Source organism: Pseudomonas sp. GM_Psu_1 (assembly GCF_026544185.1).
Lineage (GTDB): Bacteria > Pseudomonadota > Gammaproteobacteria > Pseudomonadales > Pseudomonadaceae > Chryseomonas > Chryseomonas oryzihabitans.
Window position 1 is genome coordinate 292,365 of record NZ_JALNUX010000006.1, and the last position, 26,665, is coordinate 319,029.

The 26,665-nt window shown below is 65.8% G+C and carries 25 protein-coding genes; 12 read left to right on the forward strand and 13 right to left on the reverse strand.

The genetic code is table 11. The annotated features are described in order from the left end of the window. Nucleotides 1-5: 5 nt before the first annotated feature. The 5 genes from OXS31_RS13070 to yaaA all read right to left on the reverse strand — a co-directional run bounded on the left by OXS31_RS13070 (nucleotide 6) and on the right by yaaA (nucleotide 6,373). Entirely contained in the window at nucleotides 6-1,526 is a 1,521-nt protein-coding gene (locus OXS31_RS13070; RefSeq protein ID WP_042136772.1) for a fumarate hydratase, read from the reverse strand. A 230-nt stretch (nucleotides 1,527-1,756) separates the two neighbouring features. Then, nucleotides 1,757-2,731 carry a D-glycerate dehydrogenase gene (locus tag OXS31_RS13075; RefSeq protein ID WP_267399397.1) on the reverse strand — a complete coding sequence of 325 codons (975 nt, stop codon included), beginning with the start codon at nucleotides 2,729-2,731 and terminating at the stop codon, nucleotides 1,757-1,759. Nucleotides 2,732-2,756: 25 nt separating this feature from the next. After that, entirely contained in the window at nucleotides 2,757-3,620 is an 864-nt protein-coding gene (locus OXS31_RS13080) for a TIGR01459 family HAD-type hydrolase (protein WP_267399398.1), read from the reverse strand. A gap of 116 nt (nucleotides 3,621-3,736) precedes the next feature. Beyond that, nucleotides 3,737-5,197 (reverse strand): mannose-1-phosphate guanylyltransferase/mannose-6-phosphate isomerase, encoded by a 1,461-nt coding sequence (locus tag OXS31_RS13085; RefSeq protein WP_027598484.1) that lies wholly within the window; start codon nucleotides 5,195-5,197, stop codon nucleotides 3,737-3,739. 396 nt (nucleotides 5,198-5,593) lie between these two features. Next, a complete protein-coding gene (yaaA, locus tag OXS31_RS13090) occupies nucleotides 5,594-6,373 on the reverse strand; it encodes a peroxide stress protein YaaA (RefSeq protein WP_074584119.1) in 780 nt (259 codons plus the stop codon). Nucleotides 6,374-6,726: 353 nt separating this feature from the next. On the opposite strand from yaaA, the gene OXS31_RS13095 reads away from it, so the two are divergent. The 4 genes from OXS31_RS13095 (at nucleotide 6,727) to moaE (ending at nucleotide 9,390) form a co-directional block, all read left to right on the forward strand. Continuing rightward, on the forward strand, nucleotides 6,727-8,118 hold the full coding sequence (locus OXS31_RS13095; protein WP_007161876.1) for a PhoH family protein: 1,392 nt from the start codon (nucleotides 6,727-6,729) through the stop codon (nucleotides 8,116-8,118). An 86-nt stretch (nucleotides 8,119-8,204) separates the two neighbouring features. Then, a complete protein-coding gene (gene moaC / locus OXS31_RS13100; RefSeq protein ID WP_169854675.1) occupies nucleotides 8,205-8,684 on the forward strand; it encodes a cyclic pyranopterin monophosphate synthase MoaC in 480 nt (159 codons plus the stop codon). Beyond that, nucleotides 8,681-8,932 (forward strand): MoaD/ThiS family protein, encoded by a 252-nt coding sequence (locus OXS31_RS13105; RefSeq protein WP_007161878.1) that lies wholly within the window; start codon nucleotides 8,681-8,683, stop codon nucleotides 8,930-8,932. The genes moaC and OXS31_RS13105 overlap by 4 nt, the downstream gene beginning before the upstream one ends. 2 nt (nucleotides 8,933-8,934) lie before the next feature. Continuing rightward, nucleotides 8,935-9,390, forward strand: coding sequence for a molybdopterin synthase catalytic subunit MoaE (moaE, locus tag OXS31_RS13110; protein ID WP_027602992.1), 456 nt, complete (start codon nucleotides 8,935-8,937; stop codon nucleotides 9,388-9,390). Between the two features lie 285 nt (nucleotides 9,391-9,675). Here the strand turns inward: moaE and rhlB are convergent, their stop codons facing one another. The 3 genes from rhlB to OXS31_RS13125 form a co-directional block, all read right to left on the reverse strand. After that, the gene (gene rhlB / locus OXS31_RS13115; protein ID WP_144947402.1) at nucleotides 9,676-11,181 is read right to left on the reverse strand and encodes an ATP-dependent RNA helicase RhlB; all 1,506 of its coding nucleotides are present in this window, start codon (nucleotides 11,179-11,181) and stop codon (nucleotides 9,676-9,678) included. Between the two features lie 95 nt (nucleotides 11,182-11,276). Continuing rightward, a complete protein-coding gene (locus tag OXS31_RS13120) occupies nucleotides 11,277-12,227 on the reverse strand; it encodes a GGDEF domain-containing protein (protein WP_037007313.1) in 951 nt (316 codons plus the stop codon). Between the two features lie 199 nt (nucleotides 12,228-12,426). Further along, nucleotides 12,427-13,071: an alpha/beta fold hydrolase gene (locus OXS31_RS13125; protein ID WP_027598491.1), complete on the reverse strand. Its 645-nt coding sequence runs from the start codon at nucleotides 13,069-13,071 to the stop codon at nucleotides 12,427-12,429. A gap of 384 nt (nucleotides 13,072-13,455) precedes the next feature. Here OXS31_RS13125 and OXS31_RS13130 point away from each other — a divergent pair, with 384 nt between their 5' ends. From OXS31_RS13130 to OXS31_RS13160, 7 genes are all read left to right on the forward strand, one after another. Further along, entirely contained in the window at nucleotides 13,456-14,484 is a 1,029-nt protein-coding gene (locus OXS31_RS13130; protein ID WP_027602995.1) for an amino acid ABC transporter substrate-binding protein, read from the forward strand. 99 nt (nucleotides 14,485-14,583) lie between these two features. Beyond that, complete coding sequence (locus OXS31_RS13135) at nucleotides 14,584-15,771, forward strand: amino acid ABC transporter permease (RefSeq protein WP_027598493.1); 1,188 nt, start codon at nucleotides 14,584-14,586, stop codon at nucleotides 15,769-15,771. A 9-nt stretch (nucleotides 15,772-15,780) separates the two neighbouring features. Continuing rightward, nucleotides 15,781-16,881, forward strand: a complete 1,101-nt coding sequence (locus OXS31_RS13140; RefSeq protein WP_027602996.1) for an amino acid ABC transporter permease — start codon at nucleotides 15,781-15,783, stop codon at nucleotides 16,879-16,881. Nucleotides 16,882-16,891: 10 nt separating this feature from the next. Further along, nucleotides 16,892-17,659, forward strand: coding sequence for an amino acid ABC transporter ATP-binding protein (locus OXS31_RS13145; RefSeq protein ID WP_027598495.1), 768 nt, complete (start codon nucleotides 16,892-16,894; stop codon nucleotides 17,657-17,659). A gap of 264 nt (nucleotides 17,660-17,923) precedes the next feature. Further along, nucleotides 17,924-18,616, forward strand: coding sequence for a phosphatidylcholine synthase (gene pcsA / locus OXS31_RS13150; RefSeq protein ID WP_085982652.1), 693 nt, complete (start codon nucleotides 17,924-17,926; stop codon nucleotides 18,614-18,616). A gap of 2 nt (nucleotides 18,617-18,618) precedes the next feature. Next, nucleotides 18,619-18,939, forward strand: coding sequence for a GIY-YIG nuclease family protein (locus OXS31_RS13155; RefSeq protein WP_027602997.1), 321 nt, complete (start codon nucleotides 18,619-18,621; stop codon nucleotides 18,937-18,939). Next, on the forward strand, nucleotides 18,927-19,865 hold the full coding sequence (locus tag OXS31_RS13160; RefSeq protein WP_044342112.1) for a glutathione S-transferase family protein: 939 nt from the start codon (nucleotides 18,927-18,929) through the stop codon (nucleotides 19,863-19,865). Before OXS31_RS13155 ends, OXS31_RS13160 begins: the two co-directional genes overlap by 13 nt. Before the next feature lie 59 nt (nucleotides 19,866-19,924). Here OXS31_RS13160 and OXS31_RS13165 read toward each other — a convergent pair whose 3' ends face one another. The 5 genes from OXS31_RS13165 to OXS31_RS13185 form a co-directional block, all read right to left on the reverse strand. Further along, nucleotides 19,925-20,545: a flavin reductase family protein gene (locus OXS31_RS13165; RefSeq protein ID WP_042136787.1), complete on the reverse strand. Its 621-nt coding sequence runs from the start codon at nucleotides 20,543-20,545 to the stop codon at nucleotides 19,925-19,927. A 10-nt stretch (nucleotides 20,546-20,555) separates the two neighbouring features. Next, nucleotides 20,556-21,026 carry a metallophosphoesterase family protein gene (locus tag OXS31_RS13170; RefSeq protein ID WP_027598499.1) on the reverse strand — a complete coding sequence of 157 codons (471 nt, stop codon included), beginning with the start codon at nucleotides 21,024-21,026 and terminating at the stop codon, nucleotides 20,556-20,558. A gap of 9 nt (nucleotides 21,027-21,035) precedes the next feature. Continuing rightward, the gene (locus tag OXS31_RS13175) at nucleotides 21,036-22,565 is read right to left on the reverse strand and encodes an apoptosis inducing factor family protein (RefSeq protein WP_267399404.1); all 1,530 of its coding nucleotides are present in this window, start codon (nucleotides 22,563-22,565) and stop codon (nucleotides 21,036-21,038) included. Between the two features lie 80 nt (nucleotides 22,566-22,645). Then, nucleotides 22,646-23,560 (reverse strand): cation diffusion facilitator family transporter, encoded by a 915-nt coding sequence (locus OXS31_RS13180; RefSeq protein ID WP_042136792.1) that lies wholly within the window; start codon nucleotides 23,558-23,560, stop codon nucleotides 22,646-22,648. Next, complete coding sequence (locus OXS31_RS13185) at nucleotides 23,560-23,985, reverse strand: hypothetical protein (protein ID WP_027598502.1); 426 nt, start codon at nucleotides 23,983-23,985, stop codon at nucleotides 23,560-23,562. The genes OXS31_RS13180 and OXS31_RS13185 overlap by 1 nt, the downstream gene beginning before the upstream one ends. Before the next feature lie 102 nt (nucleotides 23,986-24,087). Between OXS31_RS13185 and hrpB the strand changes: the two genes are divergently transcribed. Then, the gene (gene hrpB, locus OXS31_RS13190; RefSeq protein WP_267399408.1) at nucleotides 24,088-26,592 is read left to right on the forward strand and encodes an ATP-dependent helicase HrpB; all 2,505 of its coding nucleotides are present in this window, start codon (nucleotides 24,088-24,090) and stop codon (nucleotides 26,590-26,592) included. Nucleotides 26,593-26,665 lie beyond the last annotated feature (73 nt).

A 26,665-nucleotide genomic window follows, 5' to 3' on the forward strand; every position in this document is an offset into this window, starting at 1 on the left:
GGCGCTTAGATCTCGACGGCTAGGCTGTCGGCGATCTTCTTCTGCCACACCTGCGGACCGGTGATGTGCACCGACTCGCCACGGGTGTCCACGGCCACGGTCACCGGCATATCTTTCACCTCGAACTCATAGATGGCTTCCATCCCCAGTTCCGGGAAGGCCAGCACCTTGGCGCCCTTGATGGCCTGGGCCACCAGGTAGGCGGCGCCACCGACGGCCATCAGGTAGACGGCCTTGTGGTCCTTGATCGCCTCGATGGCGATGGGGCCGCGCTCGGACTTGCCGATCATGCCCAGCAGACCGGTCTGGTCGAGGATCTGGCGAGTGAACTTGTCCATGCGGGTCGCCGTGGTGGGACCGGCCGGACCGACCACCTCGTCGCCCACCGGATCGACCGGGCCGACGTAGTAGATGAAGCGGCCCTTGAGGTCCACCGGCAGCGGCTCGCCCTTGTTGAGCATGTCGACCATGCGCTTGTGGGCGGCATCGCGACCGGTCAGCATCTTGCCGTTGAGCAGCACGGTCTCGCCCGGCTGCCAGCTCTGCACCTCTTCCGGGGTCAGGGTGTCCAGGTTGACCCGACGGGCACTCGGACCGGCTTCCCAGACGATTTCCGGATAGGCGTCCAGCGGCGGGGCTTCCAGGCTGGCGGGGCCGGAGCCGTCGAGCACGAAGTGGGCGTGACGGGTGGCGGCGCAGTTGGGGATCATGCACACCGGCAGGGAGGCGGCGTGGGTCGGGTAGTCCTTGATCTTGACGTCCAGTACCGTGGTCAGGCCGCCCAGGCCCTGGGCACCGATGCCCAGTTGGTTGACCTTGTCGAAGATCTCCAGGCGCAGCTCTTCCAGGCGATTCTGCGGACCGCGGGCCTTCAGCTCATGGATGTCGATCTCGTCCATCAGCGATTCCTTGGCCAGCACTGCGGCCTTCTCGGCGGTCCCGCCGATGCCGATGCCCAGCATGCCCGGCGGGCACCAGCCGGCGCCCATGGTCGGCACGGTCTTGAGCACCCAGTCGACGATGGAGTCGGACGGGTTGAGCATGGCCATCTTCGACTTGTTCTCGGAGCCGCCGCCCTTGGCCGCGACGTCGATCTCCACGGTGTTGCCGGGGACGATCTGGTAGTGGATCACCGCCGGGGTGTTGTCCTTGGTGTTCTTGCGGGCACCGGCCGGGTCGGCCAGGATCGAGGCGCGCAGGACGTTTTCCGGCAGGTTGTAGGCGCGACGCACGCCTTCGTTGATCATCTCGTCCAGGCTCAGGGTGGCGCCGTCCCAGCGCACGTCCATGCCGACCTTGGCGAAGACGGTGACGATGCCGGTGTCCTGGCAGATCGGCCGGTGGCCGGTGGCGCACATCCGCGAGTTGATCAGGATCTGGGCGATGGAATCGCGCGCGGCGGCGGATTCTTCGCGCAGATAGGCCTCGTGCATGGCCTGGATGAAATCGACGGGGTGGTAATAGGAGATGAACTGCAGGGCGTCGGCAACGCTCTGGATCAGGTCATCCTGCTTGATCACGGTCATGTACGCGCTCCTCTTGGCGGTTTCTTGCGTCTCGGACACGGGCGGTGGCGAGACGGGCGCGCAATTCGGGTCGCACGGACCGGGCCGCGAAGGAGCCCGATCGGAGGGGTGGCCTGACACACTGAGAGAGGCCCACCCGGCCAGGGCGGCCGACCCGAGAGCGGCGCGGCAGTATAGCCTTTAAGCGCCCGGACGGCACGCCACCTGGGTCGACGGTGGGCGATCAGCGCCTAGCGGCGATCCAGCGCCGCCGGATTGACCAGGTCGGTCGGACGCTCACCGGTGAGGGCCGCGATCAGGTTGTTCACCGCGCGTTCGGCCATGGCGTAGCGGGTCTCGTGGGTGGCCGAGCCGATGTGCGGCAGGGTGACCACGTTGGGCAGTTCGAACAGCGGCGAGGCTTCCAGCGGCTCGCGGGTATAGACGTCCAGGCCGACGCCGCGGATCTGGCCCTGGCGCAGCGCCTCGATCAGCGCCGACTCGTCGATGACCGGGCCGCGCGCCAGGTTGATCAGGATGGCGCTGGACTTCATCAGCCCCAGTTCACGGGCGCCGATGAGGCCTTCGGTGGCGGCCGACAGGGGCACCACCAGGCAGACGAAGTCGGCCTCCTTGAGCAACTCGTCCAGCTCGCGGCGCTGGGCGCCCATCTGCTCTTCCAGCTCGGGCTTGGCGCTGTTGGCGGTATAGAGGATCGGCATGTCGAAGCCGAAGTGGCCACGCTTGGCGATGGCCGCGCCGATGCGACCGGCGCCGACGATGCCCAGCGTACGGCCATGGATGTCCGTGCCGAAGTGTTCTTCGCCGATACCCTTGCGCCAGTGTCCGGCCTTGACGAAGGCGTCCAGCTCCGGCACCCGCCGGGCGGCGCTGACCAGCAGGGTGAAGCCGAGGTCGGCGGTGGTATCGGTGAGCACGTCCGGGGTATTGGTGAGCAGGATGCCGCGTTCGGTGAGGTAGTCCACGTCATAGCTGTCGTAGCCGACCGAGACGCTGGCGATGGCTTCCAGGGTCGTGGCCATTTCCAGCTCCTTCTCGCCCAGCTTGCGACTGGCGCCGATCAGGCCCTGGGCCTTAGCTGCGGAAGCGGCGAACAGGTCGATGTTGGCGCTGGCGGGAATCACTTCGACGGTGAAGTGTTCGCGCAGGCGTTCCGCCAGCTGTTCGGGCAGGCGGTTGAAGACCACTACGTGCTTCTTGCTCATCGATACCTCGGCGTGTGGGAAAGGATTAGGCTAGACCGGCCGCGGCGAAGCGCGGCCGCTCGGGATGTTGCCTGAGCAGCGGCTCGAGTCCCTCGCGGGTCGGCTCCTGGTTGAAGTCCAGACCGAGGGCCTCGCGGTGGATGCCGGTGGCCGCCAGCCAGAGGCAGTCGATGCCCGCCGCCACCGCGCCGGGCACGTCGGTCACCAGGGAATCCCCCACGAACAGCAGGCGATGGGCGCCCCGGGTGGCCAGTTCCCCGGCTGCGCAGCGGAAGGCATAGGGATCGGGCTTGCCATACCAGGTGACCGCGCCTCCCAGGGCGGCGAAGCGATCCGCCAGCTTGCCGGCTGCATAGAAGGGTAGACCCCCGGACACCACGTTGCGATCCGGATTGGCGCAGAGAAAGGGCTTGTCCAGCGCCGTGGCCAGGGGCGCGAAGCGCGCCTCCAGTTCGTCTTCCGGAAAGCTGCCGACGCCCAGGATGATGGCTGCCTGCGCGATGTCCTCGACGAAGCGCGCGCGGATTTCCGCGGGCCAGCCGACCTGGCCGGTGCCAGGGCCGGAGAGGTAGATGCCGCCTTCGCTGAAGGTCGGGTCCTGCTGAAAGGCATCGATGGCCAACTGACCCGAGGTGGTGATGCCGGCGAAGAGCTCGCGCGGCACGCCCAGCTTGCCCAGTTCTTCGACCATGCCGTCCGCATCACGCGAGGCATTGCTGAGGAACCACACCGGCTTGCCTTCGGCGGCGCGGCGCTCCAGCCAGGCGCGAGCGCCGGGAAAGGTTTCGTAGCCGTCGATCAGCACGCCCCAGAGGTCGAGGATGAAGCCGTCGTAGGCGGCCAGGGCCTCGTCCAGTTGATCGAGGCGGAGCAGGGTGGGAGCGGTCATGCGGCGGATCCGATGGCGAAAGGGGAAACGACAAGCCTAACCGGTTTTGCCGAGCGGCTGCCGAAAACGCAGACACCGGCCGGAGCCGGTGTCTGTTCATTGCCGTACAGCGAGGCTTAGCGGGTCGACGCCTTGCCTGCCTTGGCGACTTCCAGGGCCTGGGTGTCGACGCGGCCATAGATGTCTTCGAAGCGGACGATGTCGTCCTCGCCCAGATAGCCACCGGACTGCACTTCGATCAGCTCCAGCGGTACCTTGCCGGGGTTGGCCAGGCGGTGCACGGAGGTCATCGGCAGGTAGGTGGACTGGTTTTCGGTCAGCAGGAAAACCTTGTCGTCACAGGTGACCTCGGCGGTACCCGAGACCACGATCCAGTGCTCGGCACGGTGGTGGTGCATCTGCAGCGACAGCTGGGCGCCCGGCTTGACGGTGATGCGCTTGACCTGGAAACGCTGGCCCATGTCGATGGAGTCGTAGGAACCCCAGGGACGGAAGACTTCCTGGTGGGCCTTGACCTCGTTGCGGTTCTGCTTCTCGAGGGTGTTGACCAGCTTCTTGACGTCCTGGACCTTGTCCTTGTGGGCGATCATGACGGCGTCCTTGGTTTCCACCACGACCACGTCGTCCAGACCGACCAGGGTCACCAGCTTGCCGTTGCCGTGCACCAGGCAGTTGCGGCTGTCATGCAGGACGACGTCGCCCTTGATGACGTTGCCGTTGTTGTCCTTGGCATGCACGTCCCACAGCGCGGACCAGGAACCGACGTCGTTCCAGCCGGCGCTCATGGGCACCACGCAGGCGCGGGTGGTCTTTTCCATCACGGCGTAGTCGATGGAGTTGTCCGGGCAGACGGCGAAGGTGGCGGCATCGATGCTGATGTTGATGCCGTCGATGCTGCTGCGCTCCAGCGCCAGCAGGCAGGTGTCATAGATGTCGGTGTCGTGCTTCTTCAGCTCTTCCAGGAAACGGCTGGCGCGGAACAGGAAGATGCCGCTGTTCCAGCAGTAGTCGCCGGAAGCCACGTATTCGGTGGCGGTGACGGCATCGGGCTTCTCGACGAAGCGCTCGACGCGGGACACGCCCTGGGGCAGGCCGTCGTTGGAGCCGGTCTTGATGTAGCCATAGCCGGTTTCGGGCGCGGTGGCCGGAATACCGAACAGCACCATCTCGCCACGCTCGGCGGCGGCGGCGGCCTGTTGCAGGGCGGCCTTGAATTCGGCTTCGTCCTCGATCACGTGATCGGCGGGCAGCACCAGCATCAGGTCGTCCTTGCCGTCAGCGACCAGTTGCATGGCGGCGATGGCCACGGCCGGCGCGGTGTTGCGACCGAAGGGCTCCATGATCAGCGCCTGCGGCTTGCACTCGACGGCCTTGAGCTGCTCTTCCACCAGGTAACGGTGTTCGGCGTTGCAGACGATGATGGGGCAATCGATGCTGCCCTCGCAGCCCAGGCGATTGATGGTCTCCTGGAACATGGTCTGTTCACTGGTCAGTGCCAGGAACTGCTTGGGGTAGAGCTTGCGCGAGAGGGGCCAGAGTCGCGAGCCGCTACCACCGGACAGGATGACGGGAATCATGGGCGTTACTCCTTCAGCGTCTGCTGATTTGTGGCCGCTGTCCCTGAGGTCGGGACGAAGCGTCCATGCTTCGAAAGATCAACCGGCCGACAGGTCGACCGGTACAAATTGAACGTGCGGACTGATTGCCTTTGGCCAGCATGACCCAGGGCAAGGACCAGACAAAGACAGAATCAAACGAAAGTGGTTCTCAGCGAATTTTCCTTTTTCCGGAAAGGCAGCGGTTTTGAGATGTCCGGCAACTTTTCGCGCCTGAAACGTCTCCGCTACGGGGCTGAAACCTTTTTTATTGGAGGGAGATGACAGTCTTTCACGGACTCATCCTGCTCATTGTGACTGCTTAACCAGTTTGAAGGCAAAGCAGACATCCTTCGTTGCCATCCGTCGATTATCTGGCTATTCAAGAGGTTTATCTCGCAAGAATACCAGCTTGTCTGGGCCGGATCGCTCGCTCGAATAGCGATAACCCTGGTCGTCGAAGTCGCGCAGGTCGTCCACCGCGGTGACGCGCTGCTTGATCACGTGCCGCGCCATGAGGCCGCGGGCCTTCTTGGCATAGAAGCTGATGATCTTGTAGTCGCCATTCTTGAGATCACGAAACTCCACGTCCACGACCCGGGCCTGCAGGCGCGCGCGGCGTACCGCACTGAAATACTCGTTCGAGGCCAGATTCAGCAGGACATCGTCACCCTGAGCCGCAAGATCCGCCTTGAGCCAGTCGCTGATACGCTCGCCCCAGAAGGCGTAGAGGTCCTTGCCGCGTGCGTTGGCGAACTTGGTGCCCATCTCCAGGCGATAGGGTTGCATCAGGTCCAGCGGCCGCAACAGGCCATAGAGTCCGGAAAGCATGCGCAGGTGGCGCTGGGCGAAGTCGAAATCCTCTTCCTGGAAGTCTGCGGCGGCCAGGCCGGTGTAGACGTCGCCCTTGAAGGCCAGTAGCGCCTGCTTGGCATTCTCCGGTGTGAAGTCCGGGGTCCAGCTGCCGAAGCGGGCGACATTGAGGGTGGCGATCTTGTCGGACACCCCCATGAGCGCGGCGACCTCCGCCGGCGCGAGCTGCCGGAGTCCGTCGATCAGCTCACGGGAGTGCTCCAGGTATTGCGGCAGGGTATGGCGGGACGTGCTCGGCGGCGTGCTGTAGTCCAGCGTCTTGGCGGGTGAAATCACCATCAGCATCGGCTTGGCTCCTCTTGGCGAGGCGTCATTCTAGAAGCCTCCGCCGCTGGGCTCCAGTGGACCTTGCCGATGGGATCGATAGGTATTGACCACGCTCCCGGGGCGAGGTTGCCAGGCCAGGCAGCAGGAAATACCGGTCCGCGAAAAAAACCGCTTACCGCCAAAAAAAGCCTTTGTGCCTCAGACCTTTTGCGTTATTACCGAAGTGTCCGTCGCATCTCTCGGGTCCCGTGCCCTCATGTTGGCCGGTCCGTGAACCCGTTGCTGGAGCGACGGCACCTTTCGCAGCGGAGCGTCGTCTGGCGCTCCGTCGACAGGCTTGCGAGTCAAGCGTTTCTACGAGGTGACCGAGTATGGATGATCACGGACGTTCCCGCCCCACCCAGCCCACCCTCTATGTGCTCGACACCAACGTACTGATCCACGACCCCAACGCGCTGCTCAATTTCGAGGAGCACCACGTCGCCATTCCCATGACGGTCCTGGAGGAACTCGACAAGCTCAAGACCGGCAAGCACAACGTTGCCGCCGAATGCCGGCAGGCGATCCGCCTGATCGACAGCGTCCTCGCCGAATCCTCGCCCGAGGACGTCGAACGGGGCGTACCCATCCCCCGCGGCAAGGGCGAGGCCAAGGGGCGGCTGTCCATCCTCATGGGGCGTCGCGCCGGGCCCATGGCCTGTCTGCCCGACGACATCAACGACAACCGCATCATTAACCAGCTCGTCGAATTGCGTACCCAGCATCCCCAGGAGCGGGTCGTGCTGGTGACCAAGGACATCAACATGCGCCTCAAGGCGCGGGGCTGCGGCATCGCCGCCGAGGACTACCAGACCGACCAGTTGCTCGACGACGTCTCCCTGCTGTCCCAGGGTTATCACAATCTGCCGGGGTCCTTCTGGGACAACGTAAGCAAGGTGGAAAGCCGGCAGGAGCTGGGCCGTGTCTGGCACCGGGTACAGCTGGCGGCCGAGATGCCGCCCTTCAACGTCAACGACTTCGTGCTCGACGAGCAGGGCTTCGTCGGCTGGGTCAAGGCGGTGCGCGATGGCGAGGTCATCCTGCTCGACATGCACCAGGAACCGCTGATGCACCAGGAAGCCTGGGGCCTCAAGCCACGTGACATCTATCAGGCGCTGGCGCTGTTCGCCCTGCTGGAGCCGGATATTCACCTGGTCAACCTGACCGGCGCGGCGGGTTCCGGCAAGACCATCCTGGCGCTGGCCGCGGCCATCGAACAGACCATGGTCACCAAGAGATACCGGCGGATCATCGCCACCCGCAGTGTCCAGGGTCTGGACGAGGACATCGGCTTCCTACCCGGGACCGAGGCCGAGAAGATGGAGCCCTGGCTGGGCGCCATCACCGACAACCTCGAAGCCCTGCACATGGATGACCACAACCCCCACGGCAGCGTGGACTACATCCTCAGCAAGGTACCGCTGCAGTTCAAGTCGCTGAACTACATCCGCGGCCGCAGTTTCCAGCAGAGTCTGATCCTCATCGACGAATGCCAGAACCTCACCCCGCACCAGATGAAGACCATCATCACACGTGCCGGCAGCGGCTCCAAGGTGATCTGCCTGGGTAACCTGGCGCAGATCGACACGCCCTACCTCTCGGCCACCAGCTCGGGCCTCACCTATCTTTCCGAGCGCTTCAAGGGCTTCAACCACGGGGTGCACATCACCCTGCAGGGCGTGCCCCGTTCCGTCCTCGCCGAATACGCCGAGGCCCACCTGTAACTCCCCCGATCCCCGTCCGGCCACGGGCGGGGATCAAATCCCCAACCGCGGGTCTACAATGGCAGGTCTTTTCCAGGAGTCATGCCGTGCTGACCCATCTCGATTCCCAAGGCCGTGCCAACATGGTCGATGTCACCGACAAGCAGGTGACCTTCCGTGAAGCCACCGCCGAAGCCCGGGTGCGCATGCGTCCGGAAACCCTCGATCTGATCCAGAGCGGTGGCCATCCCAAGGGCGATGTCTTCGCCGTGGCCCGTATCGCCGGCATCCAGGCGGCCAAGAAGACCGCCGACCTCATCCCGCTCTGCCATCCGCTGATGCTGACCGGCGTCAAGGTCCGGCTGGCCGCCGAAGCGCCCGATGGGGTGCGGATCACCGCCACCTGCAAGCTGTCCGGCCAGACCGGGGTGGAAATGGAAGCCCTGACCGCCGCCAGCGTCGCGGCCCTGACTCTTTACGACATGTGCAAGGCGGTCGATCGGGGCATGACCATCGAGGCGGTGCGCCTGCTGGAAAAGAGTGGCGGCAAGAGCGGTCATTTCCGCGCCGAGGAGCAACCGGCATGATCCGCGTGCAATTCTTCGCCCGCTATCGCGAAATGCTGGGCCGCGCCGAGGACAGCCTGGCCTGGGCGCCTGAGCTGGCCACCGTTGGTGACCTGCGCGAGCACCTGGTCCAGCGCGGCGGCAGCTGGGCCGAGACCCTGGGTGAGCGGGGGCTGATGTGCGCGCGCAACGAAGAACTCTGTGGCCTGGCCGAGCCGCTGCGCGATGGCGACGAGGTCGCCTTCTTTCCCACCGTGACCGGAGGTTAGCCATGGCCATTCGTGTGCAGGCCGCGGCCTTCGATCCCGGCCAGGAACTCAATGCCCTGCATGCCGCCAACACCGGTATCGGTGCCGTGGTGGGTTTCGTGGGGTACGTGCGGGATTTCAACGACGGGCGCGACGTCGGCGGCCTGTTCCTCGAACACTTTCCCGGCATGACCGAAAAGGCCCTGGCGCGCATCGTCGAAGAGGCGAAGCAGCGCTGGCCGCTGCTCGGGGTCGATATCCTGCATCGCGTCGGTCGCCTGGAACCGGGCGAGCCCATCGTCTTCGTCGGCACCGCCAGCGCCCATCGCCAGGCCGCCTTCGACGCCTGCAATTTCGTGATGGACTATCTCAAGACCCGCGCACCCTTCTGGAAGAAGGAAGATACGGCCGAAGGCCCGCGCTGGGTGGAGGGTCGCGCCAGCGACCAGGATGCCGCGGGGCGTTGGACGAAAGAGTGATGGGGTAGGGTGGAAAGCCGCGTAAGCGTTTTCCACCTGCTGCTTCAAGGCTGGCGGTGGATGAGGCTACGCCGTCATCCACCCTACGACAGGTGGCTTCCAGCGGCTGGCAATCACCGCGCGTGCGCAGCGCTAACACTTATCGCGGCCATGGGCCGCTCCTACAGAGGCGCGATACAGGTGTAGGAGCGGCCGCATCGGCGGACCGCCATGGCCACGGTAAGAGAGGTTCAGCAAGCGGTCGCGTTGGTAGGCCACTTAGAGTGGCGTTCCAACGCGTCTGCCTCAGCGCTGCCGCGGGACCGACTTGAGCAATTCGGCCGGGGGCATTTCGCAGGAGATCTTGCGACCCAGCAGGGTCTCGATGGGCGGCAGGGCGAAGGCGTCGTCCTCGCCGGCGAAGCTGATCGAGGTGCCGCTGGCGCCAGCCCGACCGGTACGGCCGATGCGGTGCACGTAGTCGTCCGGATCTTCCGGCAGGGTGAAGTTGATCACGTGGCTGATGCCGTCGACGTGAATGCCGCGACCGGCCACGTCGGTGGCCACCAGCACGCGGATCTTGCCGGCGCGGAAGCCTTCCAGGGTCTTGATGCGCTTGTGCTGGGGCACGTCGCCGGACATCTGGGCGGCGCTGATGCCGTCCTTGGTCAGGCGTTCTTCGATGCGGCGCACCTCGTCACGCCGGTTGGCGAACACCATCACCCGCTCCCAGTTGTTCTGGGCCACCAGGTTGTAGAGCAGCTTGTATTTGTCGCTGGAAGAGACCGCATAGACGTGCTGCTCGACGGTATCGCTGGCCACGTTTTCCGGCTCGATCTCGACAATGGCCGGATCGGTGGTCCACTGCCGCGCCAGGTTCATCACGTCGTCGGTGAAGGTGGCGGAGAACAGCAGGGTCTGGCGTTCGCTCTTGGGCGGGGTCTGGCGGATGATCTGGCGAACCTGGGGAATGAAGCCCATGTCCAGCATGCGATCGGCCTCGTCCAGCACCATCACCTCGACCATGTCCAGGTGCACCTCGCCGCGCTGATTGAAGTCCAGCAGGCGGCCCGGGGTGGCAACCAGGATGTCGCAATAGCGCGCTTCGAGCTGCTTGAGCTGCTTGTCGAAGTCCATGCCGCCGACAAAGCTCATGACGTTGAGACCGGTGTACTTGGCCAGGTCCAGAGCGTCGTTGGCGATCTGCACCACCAGTTCACGGGTCGGCGCGATGATCAGTGCCCGCGGTTCGCCCATGTACCTTTCCTTGGGCGGCGGGGTGGTCAGCAACTGGGTGATCGTCGAGATCAGGAAGGCGGCGGTCTTGCCGGTACCGGTCTGGGCGCGACCGATGGCGTCCTTGCCCTTGAGGGTGAAGCCCAGCACCTGCGCCTGAATCGGCGTGCAGTAGGGAAAGCCGAGGTCATGGATGCCGTGCATCAGCCGCGGATCCAGCTTGAAGTCGTGGAAGCGGGTCTTGCCTTCCTGCGGCTCGACCACGAAGTCTTCCAGTTTCCAGGTGTCGACCGGCTTGGGCTTGCGCGGACTGCGTTCGCGACGCGGCTTGGCGGCTCTTTCCGCCTGCGCGCGGGGTTCCTGTTTTTCAGCCTGGGCGCGCGGCTCCTGGCTGCGCGGTTCGCCTGAGTTGCGCGGTTTGCGCGGCGCCCGCTCGGCCTGGGGCTCGGGCGCGATGGGTGCAGAAGAGGAGGGGGCGGCAGGAGCGACGCTGGGGGTAGCTTGGGGCGCAGGGGAGGGAGTCGGCTGAGCGACCTCCTGATCCTTGCCCAGAAATTTTTTGAGTGCCTTGAGCACGGAGGGTCTCGATCATCGAAAGCGGAATGAGACCGCAGTGTAAAGCAACCTACGTGCCCGGCAACAACTACCTGCCGAACGCAAGCGCAATCCGCTCAGCCGCTGATCCGATTGCGCCCGGCATCCTTGGCCTGGTAGAGCGACTTGTCCGCACGCCCTACCAGTTCATCCAGGGAGTCGGCCTTGCGCATCTGGGCCAGGCCGATGGACACGGTCACCCCCGGCAGCTTGCCGCAGGGCGAATAGAAGTCCTTGATCTCCGCCAGGCTCTGGCGCAGGCGCTCGGCGATGGCGATGGCTTCGTCGCGGTCGATCTCCGGCAGCAGGATGACGAACTCCTCGCCGCCATAGCGCGCCATGCTGTCCTTGGGTCTCAGCTGGTCGCGCAGGGTGTTGGCCACCAGGCACAGGGCATAGTCGCCCGCCAGGTGCCCATGAGTGTCGTTGTAGCGCTTGAAGTGGTCCACATCCAGCATCAGCAGGCTCAAGGGCTGCCGATTGAAGGCGCAACGGGTGCTCTCGCGCTCGAACAGCTGTTCGAGTCGCCGACGATTGAAGAGGCCGGTCAGGGTGTCGACGTTGGCATTGCGTTCGGTATCGACGATGAGCTGGTTGCCACGGCGCATCCGCTCGCAGAGGATGCCGAGCAGGTTGTGCATGGCTTTGGAGGAGCGCTCGATCAGTTCCAGCACCAGATCGCGGTGCAGGCAGAGCACCTGGGTGTCGGCCTCGGCGATGACGTGGGCGCTGGGTCGCTCGCTGTCCATGAAGCTGATCTCGCCCGAGCATTCGCCCGGACCCAGCAGATAGATGGGCGGATTGTCCGGCGAGCCCAGGTGGACCCGCAGGCGACCCTCTAGGATCAGATACATGTACTGGTTGAGCATGGCGGGCGAGAGCAGGCACTCACCAGCGACCAGGCTGCGCGTGGCCGAGCGGGCGATCAGGGCTTCCAGCAGATAGGTCTCCACGCCCTTGAACAGGCGCAGGTCCTTCAGGGAATCGACCGGGACTTCGGCCAACCAGACCGACAAGGGGGCAGCCATCAAAGGATCACCCCGGGGACTGAAAGGAAAACTCGGGCCATAGCTGCTCCATGCACATCACGACCTTCAGGCACCCACACTGGACCGGATGGGTACCTCAAAGTTCGTTCGCTTTGCCCTTTCCAGGCCTCCCTTCGCGTCCAGATTCTGCAAATTGTCGACCGGTTTCCAAAAACGAAGCGGTCCGGCAATTCGCCATTTATTTTCCGCCGAGACGTGCCAGCAGCCAGCCCTGGATGTCCTGGATCTCCGCGGGGATGACCTCGTGGCGCATGGGGTAGCTGTGCCAGAGCGCTTCCACGCCCGCGGCCACCAGCGCCTCGTAGGCGGCCCGCCCCAGGGCCAGGGGTACCACGTCGTCCTGCTCGCCGTGCAGGCACAGCACCGGGGTGGCCCCGCCCCGATTGACCTGGGCGTCCTCGAAGCTGGGCGCATAGGTCGACAGCGCCATGACGCCGCCCAGTGTCGGGCAGGCGGTGTTGTAGGCGGTGTGCAGGACCACGGCGCCGCCCTGGGAAAAGCCGGCCAGCACGATGCGTTCGGCCGCAATGCCCTGGGCCTGCTGGGTCTCGATCAGTGCCCGTACCGTGGCGGCCGAGGCGTCCAGCTGGGCGCGGTCGATGGCCCGGGCCGGATTCATGGCCAGGATGTCGTACCAGGACGGCATGGCCCAGCCGCCATTGATGGTGACCGCCTGGGTGGGCGCCTGGGGCAGGACGAATCGGGTCGACGTCAGGCTGCGCTGCAACAATTCGGCAACGGGTTCGAAGTCATGCTGGGTTGCACCCAGGCCATGCAACCAAATGACGCAGCTATCGGCGGTTCCGCTGGGCGATTCCAGCACAAGAGGCGAATTTTCCAAGGCTTTGCTCCAGTTTGGTGCCACTAAAAATGGGTGTGGTAACAGATGGTGCACAAAATGCGTGTCGCATTTTCGTAATTCTGTTGTTCGGCTTTTTGCTCGAAGTCACGCGATTGCCGGGTTTGAGCGAAGTGAGCAGCTGTCGCATTCACTGGTCCGCAAATTGCCTCATCTAGGCTGCGGCCAGGTAGTGCACTAACAGGTAACACTGACTCACTGCTTCGTCACGCCTTCCAGCGCGTCTCCTCCATCCCTTGATAGAGGACGCCCAGGGATCGGGTGGGCGAGTTACACGGCAATCAGGCGAGAGACATCGTGCTGCCGTGCGACTGGAAACGTAATTCATAAACAAAGTGGAGCTTATCGATGAAGATGGTGAAGTCTACCCTGGCAATTCTGACCACCGCCGCTGCTCTGGGCCTGTCCGGCATGGCTCATGCGGGCGCTACTCTGGATGCAGTGAAGAACAAGGGTTTCGTGCAATGCGGCGTCAGCGATGGCCTGCCGGGTTTCTCCTTCACCGACTCCAAGGGTGAATACAAGGGTATCGACGTGGACGTCTGCCGCGCCGTCGCCGCCGCCGTGTTCGGCGATGCCTCCAAGGTGCGTTTCACCCCCCTCACCGCCAAGGAGCGCTTCACCGCGCTGCAGTCCGGCGAGATCGACGTCCTGTCGCGCAATACCACCTGGACCAGCTCCCGCGATGGCGGCATGGGCCTGATGTTTACCGCCGTGACCTACTACGATGGCCAGGGCTTCCTGGTGAACAAGAAGCTGGGTGTGAAGAGCGCCAAGGAACTGGACGGTGCCACCGTGTGCATCCAGGCCGGTACCACCACCGAGCTGAACCTGGCTGACTACTTCCGCTCGAGCGGCATGAAGTTCACCCCCATCACCTACAGCACCTCCGACGAAAGCGCCAAATCCATGGAAGCCGGTCGTTGCGACGTGCTGACCTCCGACCAGTCGCAGCTGTATGCCCAGCGCATCAAGCTGGCCAAGCCCGACGACTACGTCGTATTGCCCGAGGTCATCTCCAAGGAGCCCCTGGCTCCCGCCGTCCGTCGTGGCGACGAAGACTGGTTCACCATCGTCAAGTGGGCTCAGTTCGCCATGGTCAGCGCCGAGGAAATGGGCCTGACCTCCGCCAACGTGGAAGCCCAGGCCAAGGATTCCAAGAATCCTGACGTGCGTCGTCTGCTGGGTACCGATGGCGAATTCGGCAAGGACCTGAAGCTGCCGAAGGACTGGGCGCTGAACATCGTCAAGCAGGTCGGCAACTACGGCGAAGTCTTCGAACGTAACGTCGGCATGGGTTCCGATCTGAAGATCAAGCGTGGTCTCAACGCCCTGTGGAACGCAGGCGGCCTGCAGTACTCCCCGCCGGTCCGTTGATCTCGGCGCCCTAGTCGCCGACACCTTCCGGATGTGCAGATTCTCGCCCTGCAGCGCTGTTCGCGCTGCGGGGCGAGGATTTAATGAGGCTTCCAGTAGATGCAAAACGTTAGCAAAACCTCGCCACCAGTCCGTGGGTCGCTACTGACCGACCCTCAGGTGCGTTCGTGGCTGTTCCAGGTCGTCGCCGTAGTCGCCGTCGTGGCCTTCGGCTGGTTCCTGTTCAACAACACCCAGACCAACCTGTCTCACCGGGGGATCACCTCGGGCTTCGGCTTCCTCAACAACTCCGCCGGCTTCGGCATTCCCCAGCACCTGGTTCCCTATACCGAGGGTGACACCTACGGCCGGGTATTCCTGGTCGGTCTGCTCAACACCCTGCTGGTCTCGGTGATCGGCATCGTGCTGGCGACAATCATCGGCTTCACCGTGGGCGTGGCGCGGTTGTCCAACAACTGGCTGCTGCGCAAGGTCGCCACGGTCTATATCGAGATCTTCCGCAACATTCCGCCGTTGCTGCTGATCTTCTTCGTCTACTTCGCCGTCCTCGCGCCGCTGCCTGGCCCGCGCCAGAGTCTGAGCCTGGGTGACGCCTTCTTCGTCAACAACCGCGGCCTGTACATGCCGGCCCCGAGCGCCGATGCGGGCTTCATTCCGGGCCTGATCGCCTTTCTGATCGCCGTCGTGGCGAGCGTCGTGGTGTTCCGTTGGGCCCGCAAGCGTCGGCACGCCACCGGTGAACGTTTCCCGGTGCTGTGGACGATCCTGGCGCTGCTGATCGGCATTCCGCTGCTGGCGACCCTGGTGTTCGGCAAGCCGTTCCACTGGGAGCTGCCGGAGCTGCAAGGCTTCAACCTGCGCGGTGGCTGGGTGATCATTCCGGAACTGGTCTCCCTGGCGCTGGCCCTATCGGTCTATACCGCGGCCTTCATCGGCGAGACGGTACGGGGCGGTATCCAGGCGGTCAGCCATGGTCAAACCGAGGCAGCCAGCTCCCTGGGCCTGCGTCCCGGGTTGACCCTGCGGCTGGTGATCATTCCCCAGGCGCTGCGGGTGATCATTCCCCCGCTGACCAACCAGTACCTGAACCTGATGAAGAACTCCTCCCTGGGCGCCGCGGTGGGCTATCCGGAGATGGTGGCGCTGTTCGCTGGCACCACGCTGAACCAGACCGGCCAGGCCATCGAGACCATGGCCATCACCATGAGCGTGTACCTGGCCATCAGCATCAGCATCAGCATCCTGATGAACTGGTACAACAAGCGCATCGCGCTGATCGAGCGTTAAGGAGCGCGTATGAGTAACCAGACCCATACCTTCAAACCGGACCTGCCGCCGCCACCCTCCAGCGTCGGTGCCCTGGCCTGGATTCGTGGCAATTTGTTTTCCAGCGTCGGCAATACCCTGCTGACCCTGCTCGGCCTCTACCTGGTCTGGCTGATCGTGCCGCCGGTGGTGAACTGGGCCTTCCTCAATGCCACCTGGAGTGGCACGACCCGGTCCGATTGCGCGCCGGGCGGTGCCTGCTGGGTGTTCATCAAGGAACGCATCGGCCAGTTCATGTACGGCTTCTACCCGGAAGACCAGCGCTGGCGGTTCGACCTGACCGTGGTGCTGGCCGTGGTCGGCGCCATTCCGCTATTCCTCGACAGCTTCAAGCACAAGGCTCGCTACGGCCTGTCCCTGCTGGTGATCTACCCGCTGGTGGCCTTCTGGCTGCTGTACGGTGGTCTGGGCCTGCGAGTGGTCCCCACCAGCGAGTGGGGCGGCCTGATGCTGACCATCGTCATCGCGGCGGTGGGCATCGTCGGCGCACTGCCGCTGGGCATCCTGCTGGCCCTCGGCCGCCGCTCGAAGCTGCCGGCGATCAAGGTCATCTCGGTGACCATGATCGAGTTCTGGCGGGGCATCCCGCTGATCACGGTGCTCTTCCTGTCGTCGGTGATGCTGCCGCTGTTCCTGCCCGAGGGCATGAACCTCGACAAGCTGCTGCGCGCCATCGTCATGGTGATCATCTTCGAGGCGGCCTACATCGCCGAAGTGGTCCGCGGTGGCATGCAGGCCATTCCCAAGGGCCAGTACGAGGCCGCTGCCGCCATGGGCCTGGGCTACTGGCGCACCATGGGCCTGGTGATCCTGCCGCAGGCGCTCAAGCTGGTGATCCCGGGCATCGTCAACACCTTCATCGCGCTGTTCAAGGATTCGAGCCTGGTGATCATCATCGGCCTGTTCGACCTGCTCAACAGCATCAAGCGCGCCACCTCGGATCCGGCCTGGCTGGGCATGTCCACAGAGGGCTATGTGTTCGCCGCGCTGATCTACTGGGTTTTCTGTTTCGCCATGTCCAGCTACTCCGCTCGCCTGGAGCGCAAGCTGAACACCGGCCACAAGCGTTAGGAGTCATCAGATGAACGTAAGCAACAAGCAGCAGGTCGACAGCAGCAAGGTCATGATCCAGCTCAAGGACGTGAACAAGTGGTACGGCCAGTTCCACGTGCTCAAGGACATCAACCTGACCGTGACCCAGGGCGAGCGCATCGTGCTGTGCGGGCCGTCCGGCTCGGGCAAGTCCACCACCATCCGTTGCATCAACCGGCTGGAAGAACACCAGAAGGGCCAGATCATCGTCGATGGCACCGAGCTGACCAACGATCTCAAGCAGATCGAGACCATTCGCAGCGAAGTGGGCATGGTGTTCCAGCACTTCAACCTCTTCCCGCACCTGACCGTGCTGCAGAACTGCACCCTGGCCCCCATGTGGGTGCGCAAGATGCCGAAGAAGCAGGCCGAAGAAATCGCCATGCACTACCTGCAGCGGGTGCGCATTCCCGAGCAGGCCAACAAGTTTCCGGGCCAGCTGTCCGGCGGCCAGCAGCAGCGCGTGGCCATCGCCCGGGCGCTGTGCATGCAGCCGCGCATCATGCTGTTCGATGAGCCGACCTCGGCGCTCGACCCTGAGATGGTGAAGGAGGTGCTGGACACCATGATCGGTCTGGCCCAGGACGGCATGACCATGCTCTGCGTGACCCACGAGATGGGCTTCGCCCGCACCGTGGCCAACCGGGTGATCTTCATGGACAAGGGCGAAATCGTCGAACAGGCCGCCCCGGACCAGTTCTTCGACAACCCGCAGAACGAGCGTACCCGCCTGTTCCTCGGGCAGATCCTGCACTAAGCGCGGCCGGGGCGGAGACCTGTCCGCCCCGGTCGTCCTGCGAACCCAGTCACGGGCGTTCGGCGGGAAGGCGGGCAAAGGGCCGCAAGGCGCGGTATCCTCGACGTTTGGCGCCCGGTTTCCGGGGTCGGCGGTCAAGGTCCGCCTTGCCGTTCACCGGCTTCATTGTCGATTTCGTAGCGTATCGCCAGAACGGGCGGTGCGCTGGGCAGTCGAAGCCGTCATCATAGAGAGACGCCCGTGAACTCCATTTCCCATCCGCTCATGCTGACAAAAGCCAAGGCCTGGGGCGCCCATGCGGTGACCTCCAGTGGTGTGATCCTCGCGCTTCTGGCGCTGCTCGCTCTGGTCGACGGTCAACCCAAGGGTTGTCTGATGTGGCTGGGCATCGCCCTGCTCGTCGATGGTCTGGACGGCACCCTGGCGCGCAAGTTCGAAGTCAAGCGGGTACTCCCCCATTTCGACGGCTCGGCGCTGGACCTGGTGGTCGACTACCTGACCTATGTGTTCATTCCGGCCATCTTCATCTATCGCTTCGTGCCCTTGCCGCCGCATTTCGAACTGGTGGCGGTGGGCATCATCCTATTGTCGTCGCTGTTCTGTTTCTGCAATGTGAACATGAAGAGCGCCGACAACTATTTCGTTGGCTTTCCCGCGGCCTGGAACGTGGTGGCGCTGTATTTCTACGTACTGGACCTGGCGCCCTGGTTCAGCATGGCGGTGGTGCTGGTGCTGGCCGCCCTGACCCTGACCCGGGTCAAGTTCCTGCATCCCTTCCGCGTGCGCCAGCTGATGGCGGTGAACATCACCGTGACCTCCATCTGGCTGCTCAGCAGCGCCATGATGGTATTCGTGCATCCCGACAAGCCACTGTGGCTGATGGTCCTCTGGTTCGCCAGCGGCATCTACTTCGTTGGCGTGTGCGTCTGGCGTACCGCCCGGGAGTGGTTCGCCTGACGGTGAGCGATAACCCCCTGCCACCCGCGCGCACCTGGTATGTCTACTTGGTGCGTGCCGAGAATCAGGCGCTCTATTGCGGCATCAGCGATGATCCCGAGCGCCGTTTCGCCCAGCACCGCAGTGGCCGCGGTGCCCGCTTCTTCGCCTCCAGTCCGGCCCAGGCGCTGGTCTATGTGGAAGCTTGTGGCGACAAATCGACCGCCCTGCGTCGCGAAATCCAGATCAAGAAGCTGCCCAAGAAAGCCAAGGAATCCCTGGTGCTGGCCCGCGCCGGCCTGGCGTCCGCGGCCCCTTCAGGAGAGCTGTCATGTCCGAGCTGATTCTGCATCACTACTGGCAATCGCCCTTCGCCGAGAAGGCGCGCCTGCTGCTGGGCTTCAAGGGGCTGGCCTGGCGTTCGGTGATCATTCCGCGGATGCTGCCCAAGCCAGAGCTGGTGGCGCTCACGGGTGGCTATCGCAAGACGCCGGTATTGCAGGTGGGGGCAGATGTCTATTGCGACACGGCACTGATCGCCCGTCGCCTGGAGGCGGAAAAGGCCGTGCCGGCGCTGTTTCCGGAAGGCCAGGAAGCGGTGGTGGCCGCCTTTGCCGCCTGGGCGGACTCGGTGCTGTTCCAGCATGCCGTGGCGCTGATGTTCCAGCCGGAGATCATGGGCCCACGCCTGGCCAGCCTGCCGCCGGAGCAGGCCCAGGCTTTTCTGGACGACCGCAAGGCGCTGTTCAGCGGTGGCAGCCTGAGCCGGCTGAGTCCCGAGCAGGCCCGGCAACAGTTGCCGACCCTGCTGACCCGCCTGGAGACCCAGCTCCAGCGCAGCGCCGGCGAATTCCTGTTCGGCGCGCCCTCGGTGGCCGATATCGCCCTGGCGCACAACTTCTGGTTTCTCAAGAGCACGCCGCAACTGGCGCCCCTCATCGACGAGCGCCCCGAGATCGCCGCCTGGTTCGCCCGGGTGCTGGGGTTCGGTCATGGTACCCATGAGGAACTCGGCGCCGCCGAGGCGCTGGAGATCGCCAGGGCGGCGGAGCCCCTGGCCTTGCCGCGCGACCAGGCCCTCGCCGTGGAAGGCTTCGCCTGGGGTGACCGGGTGAGGGTAGCGGCAACCGACTATGGGGTGGATCCGGTGGTGGGTGAACTGGTGCATGCCGATAGCGAAGCTCTGGTGATCCGTCGTCACGACGAGCACCTGGGGGCGATCCAAGTGCATTTCCCGCGCGTGAATTTCCGCGTCAGTGCAGCGGGCTAGGGATCACGGCAACGACAACGGCGCCCGAGGGCGCCGTTTTGCATTTCAGAGCCTACCGCTCAGTCCGGGCGGCGCATGCGGAACAGCGCGGCCTCGGTGATCTCGAAATAGTCGGCCGGGCCACCGCCGCGGACGATGGGGCGAGCGGCCGCGGTCTGGTAGATGCCGTCCTTGAGCAGGCGCTTGTCGATGTGGGCGGCCACCACCTCGCCCAGCACCAGCCACTGATCCAGTTCGTCCCCGGCGGCGGTCTTGAGGCGGACGATCTGGCTCAGCCGGCACTCGAAGGCCACTTGGGCACGGGCGACACGCGGCACCTTGACCACCGTCGACGCGGCAGGCTCCAGGCCAGCCAGGGCGAATTCGTCCACCTCGGGTCCGACCATGGCGCTGCTGGTGTTCATTTCCTCGGCCAGTTCGCGGGTGGCCAGGTTCCAGACGAATTCGCCGGTACGCTCGATGTTGGCCACGCTGTCCTTGTAGCCCTGGCTGGAAAAGCCGATCAGCGGCGGCTTGTAGTTGAAGGCATTGAAGAAGCTGTAGGGCGCGAGGTTCAGGACGCCGGTTTCGCTCTGGGAGGAGATCCAGCCGATGGGACGCGGCGCGATGATGGCGTTGAAGGGATCGTGGGGCAGGCCGTGGCCCTGGCTGGGTTCGTAGAAGTGGTAATCGATGCTCATCGGGATTCCTTCAGGGGGTGAGTTCCAGGATCTCGGCCTGGATCTGGCCGGCGTCCAGGGTCAGGCGGCCAACGCTGATCGGCAGCCGAAAGCGCCGTGGGCCAGCGCTGCCGGGGTTTATGTAGAGTACGCCATCGCGCTCTTCGATCAGCGGCTTGTGCGAGTGCCCGCTGACCACCACCCTTACCTGGGCACCGGCGGCGGCCAGGTCGAGCTCGGGCAGGATGTGCAGCATATGGATGTCGATGCCGTCCAGGGTCAGGGTGACGCGCTCGGGGATGTCGTCGGCCCAGGGCACGTCGTCATTGTTGCCCCGGACCACCGCCAGCGGTGCCAGCTCGCGCAGGGCATCGAGGATCTCGGGTTTGCCGATGTCACCGGCGTGCAGGATGAAGTCGCTGCCGGCGAGGGCCTCCAGCGCCTCGGGCCGGAGCAGGCCATGGGTATCGGCGATCAGGCCGACGCGATAGGGATTGGCCATGGCGACTCCTCAATTGGCCTGGACGATGTCCAGGGCCTCGGCGCGTCCCAGCGGCTGACGCATACGCTGGGCCAGGATGGCGGTGGCGCGTTCCCGTTGGCAGGCCACCACGCCCACCACCCGATCCTCGGCCAGCAGCAGGGCGACAAAGGTCTGGTCGCCGAGGCTGCCGTCCAGATGCATGTCGTCCCAGTGGCGGGGATGGCCAAGGTATTCGTAACGCTTGCCGTGATGCAGGGTCCAGAAGAAGGGCACGTCCGCGTAGCGTTCGGCGTGGCCCAGCAGATTGCGCGCCGCCAGGCGGCCGTGTTGCTGGGCCAGGCGCCAGTGCTCGATGCGGGTCGGCTGACCGGCGAAGGGAAAGGTGGCCAGATCGCCGACAGCGTAGAGGTCCTCGGCGGCCCGGAGCTCGGCGTCCACCGGGACGCTGCCGTCATCCGCCAGGCGCAGATCGGTGAGGAAAGTGGTGGCCGGCGTGATGCCGGTACCCACCAGCACCAGGTCGGCGGGCAATTGGCTGCCGTCCTTGAGGCTGACCTGGCGGACGTGAGCGTCGCCGGTGAAGCCCACTACCTCGCTGGGGGCGTGGAAGGTCACGCCATTGGCCTCGTGCAGGGTCTTGAAGTGCTGGCCGAGGGTCTCGCCCATCTGCTTGACGAAGGGCAGGGAGGCGGGGGAGACCACGTCCACTGCCAGGCCTTGCTTGCGCAGGGCGGACGCGGCTTCCAGGCCGATGAAGCTGGCACCGACGATCACCGCGCGGCCCTCGGCGGGCAGCTCGGCGAGGATCGCGGCCGCGTCGGCGCGGGTCCGCAGCAGGTGGATGCCCTCGAGCTGGGCGCCGGGAACGTCTAGCGGCTTGGGTTCGCCACCGGTGGCGAGCACGCAGCCGTCGTAGCTCAGGGTCTGGCCGTTGGCGAGTTCCAGCTGACGGGTCTGGGGATCCAGGCGGGTCACCTCGGCATGCAACCGTTCGATGCGCTGCTGGCGGAAGAACTCGGGCTCGCGCAGCGGCGGGGCTTCGTCGGGGGCCTTGTCGCCCTGGAGGACGAATTTGGACAGGGCCGTCCGGTCGTAGGGCTCGCCCGGTTCGCGACCGATCAGCAGCAGGCGTCCGCCATAGCCGAATTCGCGCAGGGCGGCGGCCGCGGCGGTTCCCGCAGCGCCGGCGCCGACGATGACGAACAGGCGGTCGTCGGGCCGGGATTCCGTCGCCTGTGCAGGCAGAGGATCGCGGCCGACCAGCACCTCGCCATCGCGCACCTCCACCGGATAGCGCTGCAGGGCGTCCAGCGCCGGCGGTTCGCACAGGCTGCCATCCTCGACCGCAAAGCTCGCCTTGTGCCAGGGACAGACCAGGCGCCCCTGGCAGACCGCGCCGTCGGCCAGGGGCGCGCCGGCGTGGGGGCATTTGGCCTGGAAGGCGCGGGCCTCGTCGCCGACGCGCAGCAGCAGGATTTCGGTGTCTTCGATCTTGACCGCGGTGCCACGGTCTTCGCGCAGGTCGGCGAGGCGCGCGACGGGGTGCATGGCTTTCATGGTGGACTCCGGCGCCGTCTGGGCGCTCTCTTGAATCAGGCTCAGCAGATTCGAGAGAGCGCAGCGGCGCCGGGTTCCGCTCAGGTGGCGGGCGGCAGCGGATGTCGGTGCGGAACGTCGGGTGCGTCCAGCGGATCGGCGTGGACCAAGACTTCGGCCTGGGGATATTCGGCGCGGATGGCGGCTTCCACCTCGTCGCACAGCACATGGGCGCGGGACAGGCTCATCTCGCCCGGCAGCTCCAGGTGCAGTTGCACGAACCAGTGATTGCCGGAGAGGCGGGTGCGCAGGTCATGGGCACCCTCCACGCCCGGCACCTGGCAGGCCAGCTGCAGCATGTGCTCGCTGATGTCGGCGGGCAGTTCCTGGTCCATCAGCACGCCAAAGGAGTCGCGGGCGATGCCGTAGGCGCTCCAGAGGATGTAGAGGGCGATGGCCAGGCCGAACAGCGGATCCAGCCAGTACCAGCCGAAGCCGGTCAGCGCCAGGGCGACCAGGATGCCGACGTTGAGCAGCAGATCGGAGCGGTAGTGCAGGGCATCGGCGCGGACCACCGTGGAGTCGGTGAGACGGATGACGTGCTGCTGGTAGGCCACCAGCACGGCGGTCAGGGCCAGGGAAAACAGGGTGACGGCGATGCCCAGGGCATGGGCGCCCAGGGGCTCGGGTTGCTGCAGGCGTCCGATCGCCTGCCAGGCGATGAGCACGGCGCTGACGCCGATGAAGACCGCCTGGGCGATGCCGGCGAGGGATTCGGCCTTGCCATGGCCATAGCGGTGGTCGTCGTCCGCCGGCTTGAGGGCGTAGTGCACCGCCAGCAGGTTGAACACCGAGGCCAGGCCGTCGAGCAGCGAATCGGTCAAGCCGGCGAGCAGACTGACCGAGCCGCTGAACCACCAGGCCACGGCCTTGGCCAGGATCAGCGTCGTCGCCACCGCCACCGAGGCGGCGGTGGCGCGACGCAGCAGCCGCTCGGTGCGGTGCGGGTCGCTCATCAGGCGCGCGGGGCGAGCCCCAGGCTGGCGAGCTGCTCGTTGCTGCCGCTGCGCTGCAGCAGGCGCGGATCGTCCAGCGGCAGGCTGTGGCCGGTGGCCTGCTGGATGATGGCCTTGAGGCGCGCGCGATCGACGCTGCCGTCCGGATTGACCGCCTTGTTCAGCTCGCCGGGATCGACCTCGGCGCGCTTGTTGTCGGGCAGGTAGATGGCGCCGGTGGCGAAGTCCACGCCAAAGGCGATCAGGCCGGGAATGATGTAGAACAGCAGGCCGATGGCATCGAGGGCGACGATGCCCGGATCGATCCGGCCACTGCCGGTGATCTGGCCGCGACGCTCGGGATAGAACAGCGAGCCGCAAGCGGTCAGCTGGGTGAACAGGGCGGCGGCGAGGACGCCACACACCGCGCGGGTACGCATCGACATAGACAACCTCCGGTTGGATGAGGCCGCCACTATAGCGGCCGGAACCACGGCGGGCGAGACGCTTTATACTGCCCGCCCCGTTGAGACCACCGGCCGTGCCCAATGACGCCCTTGCCCATCGATGTTGTCCTGCCCGAGCTGCGCCAGGCCCTCGCCCACCGCGACGACTGCGTGCTGGAAGCGCCGCCCGGGGCCGGCAAGACCACCCGGGTGCCCCTGGCGCTGTTGCAGGAGCCCTGGCTGGCCGGCCAGCGCATCCTGCTGCTGGAGCCGCGCCGGCTGGCGGCGCGCGCTGCCGCCGAGCGCCTGGCCGCGGAGCTGGGCGAAGGCGTCGGCGAGACGGTGGGCTATCGCATCCGCCTGGAGAGCCGGGTCGGGCCGCGCACCCGTATCGAGGTGGTGACCGAGGGCATCCTCACCCGGCGCCTGCAGGACGATCCGGCGCTGGACGGCGTCGGCCTGGTGATCTTCGACGAATTCCACGAACGCAGCCTGGACGCCGACCTGGCCCTGGCGCTGACCCTGAGCGGTCGCGAACTGCTGCGCGATACCCCGCTCAAGCTGCTGGTGATGTCGGCCACCCTGGAAGGCGAACGCCTCGCCGCGCTGCTCGGCGGCGCGCCGGTGGTGCGCAGCGAAGGACGGATGTTTCCGGTGACGACCCGCTGGAGCCGGCCGCTCGGCCAGGACGAGCGCCTGGAAGCGCGGGTGGCCGCCACGGTGCTCCAGGCGCTGGACGAGGAAGCCGGCAGCCTGCTGGTGTTCCTGCCCGGCCAGGCGGAGATCCGCCGCACCGCCGAGCGCCTGGCGGAGCAGCTGCCCGCCGGGGTATTGCTCTGTCCGCTGCATGGCGAGCTGGAACTGGCCGCCCAGCGTGCGGCCATCGAGCCGGCGCCGCCAGGTAGCCGCAAGGTGGTGCTGGCCACCAGCATCGCCGAGACCAGTCTGACCATCGAAGGGGTGCGGGTGGTGGTGGACGCGGGCCTGGCGCGAGTGCCGGCCTTCGATCCCGGCTGTGGCATGACCCGCCTGACCACCCGGCGCATTTCCCGCGCCTCGGCGACCCAGCGCCAGGGCCGCGCCGGCCGCCTGGAGCCGGGCGTCTGCTATCGACTCTGGTCGGAGGAGGGGCATCAGCAGTTGCCGGCCTATGACAGCGCCGAGATCCTCCAGGCCGATCTGGCCGGACTGGCGCTGCAACTGGCGCGCTGGGGCATGAACGCCGAGGAGTTGGCCTGGCTCGATCCGCCACCCGCCGCCGCCCTGGCGCAGGCCCGCGATCTGCTGGTGCGCCTGGGCGCCCTGGACGACCAGGGCGTGCTCACCCCTCACGGCCAGGCCATGAGCGGCCTGCCGGCTCATCCGCGGCTGGCGCACCTGCTGTTGCGGGGGCAGGCCTGGGGCCTGGCCGAGCGTGCCTGCGAGGTCGCCGCGCTCTTGGGCGAGCGCGACCTGGCCCCGGGGCAGGGCGCCGATCTGCACACCCGCCTGCTGCTCCTGGCCGGTGAAGGCCGAGGTCCGCGCGGCGGCGTGGCGCGGATTCGGCAGCTGGTCCGCCAGTATCGCGGCCTGTTGCGTGGCCCGGCCGGGCAGCCGGTGGCCGATCCCGAGCACCCGCGCTGGACCGGTGCGCTGCTGGCCTGCGCCTATCCGGATCGCATCGCCCAGCAGCGCAAGGCCGGCGGCCAGGACTATCGCCTGGCCAATGGCCGGGCCGCCAGCTTTGGCGAACCGGATGGACTGATGAAATCGCCCTGGCTGGTGGTGGCCGATCTGGGCAGTCGCCAGGGCCAGCGCGAAGAGCGTATCTACCTGGCCGCGGAACTGGATCCGGCGCTGTTCGAGGGGCCGCTGGCCGAGCAGGTGGCAGGCCACGACGAACTGGACTGGGACGAGCGCGAAGGGGTGTTGCGCGCCGAACGCCAGCGGCGGATCGGCCAGCTGGTGCTGAGTCGCGAACCCTTGAAGAATCTGGACACCGCCGCCCGCAGCCGGGCCCTGCTCGGACTGGTGCGGCGCAAGGGGCTGGAGCTGCTGCCCTGGACGCCGGAGCTGCGCCAGTGGCAGGCGCGGGTGGCGCTGCTGCGCCAGCTGGATCTGCAGCAGCAGCCGACGAGCGACTGGCCGGACGTGAGCGACGCCGCCCTGCTGGCCAGCCTGGAAGTCTGGCTGCTGCCCTATCTGGATCGCGTCAGCCGCCTGGCCCATTTCGCCAATCTAGATCTGGCGGCCATGCTCCAGGGGCTGCTGCCCTGGCCGCTGCCGCGCCAGTTGGACGAATTGGCGCCACGCAGCCTGGCGGTGCCCTCCGGTTCCACTATTCGCCTGGACTATAGCGAGCAGCCACCGGTGCTCGCAGTGCGGCTGCAGGAGCTGTTCGGCCTGGCCGACACCCCGCGCCTCGCCGGAGGGCGGCTGGCGGTCAAGCTGCACCTGCTCTCGCCCGCGCGGCGACCGGTGCAGGTCACCCAGGACCTGGCCAGCTTCTGGGCCAATACCTACGGCGAGGTGAAGAAGGATCTCAAGGGCCGCTATCCCAAGCACTACTGGCCGGACGATCCCCTGATCGCCGAACCCACGGCGCGGGCCAAGCCGCGGGGGACCTGAGCACGGAGCGTCGATGCCGAGAGGATTAGGCAAGACACCCAGACGATCCGGCAGTGGGGGCGCCAGACACCGG

Excerpts from the sequence above, each read along its gene's own strand:
- OXS31_RS13070 (WP_042136772.1), bottom strand. The coding sequence starts at position 1,526 with ATGACCGTGATCAAGCAGGATGACCTGATCCAGAGCGTTGCCGACGCC.
- OXS31_RS13075 (WP_267399397.1), bottom strand. The coding sequence starts at position 2,731 with ATGAGCAAGAAGCACGTAGTGGTCTTCAACCGCCTGCCCGAACAGCTG.
- OXS31_RS13080 (WP_267399398.1), bottom strand. The coding sequence starts at position 3,620 with ATGACCGCTCCCACCCTGCTCCGCCTCGATCAACTGGACGAGGCCCTG.
- OXS31_RS13085 (WP_027598484.1), bottom strand. The coding sequence starts at position 5,197 with ATGATTCCCGTCATCCTGTCCGGTGGTAGCGGCTCGCGACTCTGGCCC.
- yaaA (WP_074584119.1), bottom strand. The coding sequence starts at position 6,373 with ATGCTGATGGTGATTTCACCCGCCAAGACGCTGGACTACAGCACGCCG.
- OXS31_RS13095 (WP_007161876.1), top strand. The coding sequence starts at position 6,727 with ATGGATGATCACGGACGTTCCCGCCCCACCCAGCCCACCCTCTATGTG.
- OXS31_RS13105 (WP_007161878.1), top strand. The coding sequence starts at position 8,681 with ATGATCCGCGTGCAATTCTTCGCCCGCTATCGCGAAATGCTGGGCCGC.
- moaE (WP_027602992.1), top strand. The coding sequence starts at position 8,935 with ATGGCCATTCGTGTGCAGGCCGCGGCCTTCGATCCCGGCCAGGAACTC.
- OXS31_RS13120 (WP_037007313.1), bottom strand. The coding sequence starts at position 12,227 with ATGGCTGCCCCCTTGTCGGTCTGGTTGGCCGAAGTCCCGGTCGATTCC.
- OXS31_RS13130 (WP_027602995.1), top strand. The coding sequence starts at position 13,456 with ATGAAGATGGTGAAGTCTACCCTGGCAATTCTGACCACCGCCGCTGCT.
- OXS31_RS13135 (WP_027598493.1), top strand. The coding sequence starts at position 14,584 with ATGCAAAACGTTAGCAAAACCTCGCCACCAGTCCGTGGGTCGCTACTG.
- OXS31_RS13140 (WP_027602996.1), top strand. The coding sequence starts at position 15,781 with ATGAGTAACCAGACCCATACCTTCAAACCGGACCTGCCGCCGCCACCC.
- OXS31_RS13145 (WP_027598495.1), top strand. The coding sequence starts at position 16,892 with ATGAACGTAAGCAACAAGCAGCAGGTCGACAGCAGCAAGGTCATGATC.
- pcsA (WP_085982652.1), top strand. The coding sequence starts at position 17,924 with ATGCTGACAAAAGCCAAGGCCTGGGGCGCCCATGCGGTGACCTCCAGT.
- OXS31_RS13160 (WP_044342112.1), top strand. The coding sequence starts at position 18,927 with ATGTCCGAGCTGATTCTGCATCACTACTGGCAATCGCCCTTCGCCGAG.
- OXS31_RS13165 (WP_042136787.1), bottom strand. The coding sequence starts at position 20,545 with ATGAGCATCGATTACCACTTCTACGAACCCAGCCAGGGCCACGGCCTG.
- OXS31_RS13170 (WP_027598499.1), bottom strand. The coding sequence starts at position 21,026 with ATGGCCAATCCCTATCGCGTCGGCCTGATCGCCGATACCCATGGCCTG.
- OXS31_RS13175 (WP_267399404.1), bottom strand. The coding sequence starts at position 22,565 with ATGAAAGCCATGCACCCCGTCGCGCGCCTCGCCGACCTGCGCGAAGAC.
- OXS31_RS13180 (WP_042136792.1), bottom strand. The coding sequence starts at position 23,560 with ATGAGCGACCCGCACCGCACCGAGCGGCTGCTGCGTCGCGCCACCGCC.
- OXS31_RS13185 (WP_027598502.1), bottom strand. The coding sequence starts at position 23,985 with ATGTCGATGCGTACCCGCGCGGTGTGTGGCGTCCTCGCCGCCGCCCTG.
- hrpB (WP_267399408.1), top strand. The coding sequence starts at position 24,088 with ATGACGCCCTTGCCCATCGATGTTGTCCTGCCCGAGCTGCGCCAGGCC.